This window comes from Ruminococcus sp. CAG:57 (genome assembly GCF_000435935.1).
Classification (GTDB): domain Bacteria; phylum Bacillota; class Clostridia; order Oscillospirales; family Ruminococcaceae; genus Hominimerdicola; species Hominimerdicola aceti.
The window spans coordinates 44,992-48,532 of sequence record NZ_FR890735.1 but is presented as its reverse complement, the minus strand read 5'-3'; the positions used below and the strand labels follow the sequence as shown (position 1 = coordinate 48,532).

Genomic DNA, 3,541 nt, shown 5'->3' with positions numbered 1-3,541 from the left:
TGAGGAGTGAGGAATGACAAATGAGGAATGAGAAATTAGGAATGAGGAATTAGCATAGCTGTGGTTTGAGATACTCCAAGAGGTAAATTAATAAGAACGTTGGTGAGTTAATTGTGCGAACGCAGTTCGCAATGAAAAAAATCATCGCCGCAGGCGATACCTTCATTCCTCATTCCTCACTCTTTCCGTTTGACAAGTCGCAAAATATGTAGTATAATGTATTAATACGCTGATACGGTGACGTGTTATCGTAATATTTTGTTAAGGAATGAATATTTATGACTTTTGAGGAAGTAAAAAAGGTCACGGAGATCCTGCTGGAGTTCCTGCCTAATACACTGAAACTTTTTGCATGGACCATCGTGCTTTCAATACCTGTGGGAGTGCTTGTGACAATGCTGAAAAAATGCCGCTTCAAGCCTATCTCGTGGCTGACAAATCTCTATATACTTGTCATGCGTGGCACACCGCTCATGCTTCAGATAATCGCTATCTACTATGCAGTACCGCTTATTATCGCAAGTGCTGCAAAGCAGGGCAAAACAGGCGGTATCTATGACGTGCTTACCAATATAAAAAACAATGAGAACTATATGTTTATCGCCCTTGTTACGGCATTTGTCCTTAACTATGCGGCGTATTTCGCAGAGATATTCAGAGGCGGTATCGAGGCTATCCCAAAGGGACAGTACGAAGCGGCTTCAATGCTCGGCATGACGAAAATGCAGACATTTTTTAGAATAATCCTGCCGCAGGTCACAAAGCGTGTTATCCCTGCCACATCGAATGAGGTCATCGTCCTTGTAAAGGATACCTCTCTCGCAAACGTTATCGCATTCGCTGAGATAACAATGAAGGCAAAACAGCAGATGAACCTGTATAGCTCAATAACACCGCTTTTTATCGCAGGCGCATTCTATTTCGTACTCAACGCTATCGTGACGGTGGCATTTGCCGTTATCGAAAAGAAATTCGACTATTATAAATAAGGAGAACTCATATGGCTATTCTTGAAGTGAAAAATATTTCTAAAAGCTTTGACAGCCTTAGGGTGCTCAAAGATATTTCTTTTAACGTTGAGGTGGGCGAGGTAGTCGCAATAATAGGTCCGTCAGGAAGCGGTAAATCAACGCTTCTGCGTTGTATAAACCAGCTTGAAAAAGCAGACGGTGGAGAGATAAACGTTGACGGCGTGAATATGTTCCATACAGAAAATGGCAAGGCGGCGTATGCACCCTCTAAGACCCTCAGGGATATACGCCTGAAAATAGGTCTTGTGTTCCAGAATTTCAACCTTTTTCCGCACTTTTCTGTAAATCAGAATATAATGGAAGCCCCTCTCCATGTCCTTAAACAGCCAAAAGCGGAGGCAAAAGCCAACTGTGAGGAGCTTTTAAAGAAAATGGGACTCGAAACTAAAGGTAAGTCTTATCCCTGCGAGCTTTCAGGCGGTCAGCAGCAGCGTGTATCTATCGCAAGAGCATTGGCTTTGAAACCGCAGATACTTTTCTTTGACGAGCCGACCTCCGCACTTGACCCTGAGCTTACAGGTGAGATATTAAAGGTAATAAAAGAGCTCGCCAAAGAGAAAATGACCATGGTCATCGTCACCCATGAAATGGCATTCGCCCGTGATGTGGCAAACCATGTTATCTTTATGGACGACGGCTATATCGTGGAGGAGGGTACTCCGGAGGAAGTTTTCGGTCAGACCCAGAACGAAAGAACAAAGCAGTTCTTGCAGAGATTCAATGACAGATAGAACGGGAAAATGTTGTAAAATATAAGAGGTGATAACGTTTTCTGTGATTAATGCACAAAAGAAGTGTGACAATATTGTTAGAAATTTCAACACTTTTTGGAATAAAAAAAGTGAAAACCCCTTGATTTTAGGGAGAAAGTCTGCTATAATAAGACTAGAATTGAATGACAATTCATAAAATTATATTCATATGGAGGAGATTAACGATGAAAATTTCTAAGATTCTCGCTGGTATGTCAGCAGCAGCTATCGTAGCTTCTATGGCAATGATCCCAGCATCTGCAGCAGGCACAAAGCTCAACGTAAGCGATGACCTTCTTGCAATCGGCAGACAGACTCAGGATGACCTTTTTGCTGTATTCTTCAATGGCGATGAGTCAGAGGGTGCTGTAAACAAGGATGCTATCTCTGACCTTGGAGCTGTTTACGGTGCTTCATTCACAATCAAGGTTGACAACAACGATTGGAACACGATCGGCGGTGGCGGATCAATCAACTTCAACTCAAAGTCTGGTGGCTGGAACGCTAAGGACTGGGCTGGCGGCTCATGGGTTGAGGACGATAAGCCAAAGGATACTCTCTGCTACACAACAGAAGAGGAAGGCACATACGTTCTTGAATACCTCGGCGACGCTCCTGTTTTCGCAACAACAGACGGCGATGCTGATAATTACGCAGCAGTTGGTATCAACAACTGGGCAGCAGACCTTAAGGGTATCGACGTTGTAGGTATGAAGGTTCTTGGCGCTGACGGCAACGTTCTCTTCGAGGCTGGTTCTAACAAGGACAAGAAGGAAGTTCAGAAGAAGCCAGTAGCTGAGGAGTCAAGCTCTAAGACTGATTCAACACCTTCAGGCACAGATTCTAAGAAGGACGATTCTAAGAAGGACGACAAGTCTTCTGCAGCAGCTACATCTTCAACAGCAGCTGGCACAACATCTTCAAAGGCTGGCACAACAACTACAACAGCTACATCTTCCGCAGCAGCTTCTGACAACACAGCAGCTACAGGCGCAACAGCAGGTCTTGCACTCGCTGGCGTAGCACTTGCTGGTGCAGCTATCGTTATTTCTAAGAGAAAGTAATCTCTCACAGATAACACACTTGAATAAGTGAATTTATACAGAGCTTTCTGTCATTCGGGAAGCTCTGTTTTTTGTTCGTTTGTGTAACCTGCACTAATTTGTAAACGATTTCTGTGCAAAACATATGAAATCATGTGCTTAAATTGTGCAAATAGTATATTGAAAATATGTGACAATTGTGCTATAATACAAAAGTAAATATAGGTCAGGCTATGTGTATAGCGTGACAATTAAACGGAGGTTATTAAAATGAAAAAGTTTTTAGCTTGCGCTCTTGCACTTACACTTACAAGTGCTATGTTCGCTTCTTGCGGCAGCTCTGATGATTCTTCATCAAAGGCTGAGGCAAAAACTACTACAACAACAACTACAGCTGCTACAACAACAGAGGCTACTACAACAACAGCCGCTCCTGAGTCAACAGCTGATTCAACAGCCGCTTCCGGCACAGAGTCTGAGGGCGAGGCTGCAAAGGATATTTCCGAAATGCCAGCTACTCTGAAGAACTATGAGGAGGCTTCTGTATATTTCAAGAAGGATATGGACGTTGCTTCTATCGTTGAACCTTTCGCTGAGAAGGATTACGAGAACGATGAGTCTCATGTAAATATCTCTGTTGAGGAGCTTGCAGGTATTCCAATGATCAAGGTCGAGACTCTCGATCAGGATAATGGCAACTACAAGATCCCTAAGA

At 43.3% G+C, this 3,541-nt stretch carries 3 protein-coding genes and 1 pseudogene; all 4 read left to right on the top strand.

The features are described from left to right. The first annotated feature begins 278 nt into the window (after window positions 1-278). Window positions 279-989: an amino acid ABC transporter permease gene (locus QVO88_RS06775; RefSeq protein WP_022287742.1), complete on the top strand. Its 711-nt coding sequence runs from the start codon at window positions 279-281 to the stop codon at window positions 987-989. Window positions 990-1,000: 11 nt separating this feature from the next. Beyond that, window positions 1,001-1,762 (top strand): amino acid ABC transporter ATP-binding protein, encoded by a 762-nt coding sequence (locus QVO88_RS06770; protein ID WP_022287741.1) that lies wholly within the window; start codon window positions 1,001-1,003, stop codon window positions 1,760-1,762. A gap of 206 nt (window positions 1,763-1,968) precedes the next feature. Next, the gene (locus QVO88_RS06765; RefSeq protein WP_022287740.1) at window positions 1,969-2,847 is read left to right on the top strand and encodes an NPXTG-anchored protein; all 879 of its coding nucleotides are present in this window, start codon (window positions 1,969-1,971) and stop codon (window positions 2,845-2,847) included. 249 nt (window positions 2,848-3,096) lie between these two features. Continuing rightward, window positions 3,097-3,541: pseudogene (locus QVO88_RS06760) on the top strand (hypothetical protein); the annotation flags it as partial.

What these genes read in the sequence shown, in the direction of transcription:
- QVO88_RS06765 (WP_022287740.1), top strand. Translation starts at nt 1,969, where the DNA reads ATGAAAATTTCTAAGATTCTCGCTGGTATGTCAGCAGCAGCTATCGTA.
- QVO88_RS06770 (WP_022287741.1), top strand. Translation starts at nt 1,001, where the DNA reads ATGGCTATTCTTGAAGTGAAAAATATTTCTAAAAGCTTTGACAGCCTT.
- QVO88_RS06775 (WP_022287742.1), top strand. Translation starts at nt 279, where the DNA reads ATGACTTTTGAGGAAGTAAAAAAGGTCACGGAGATCCTGCTGGAGTTC.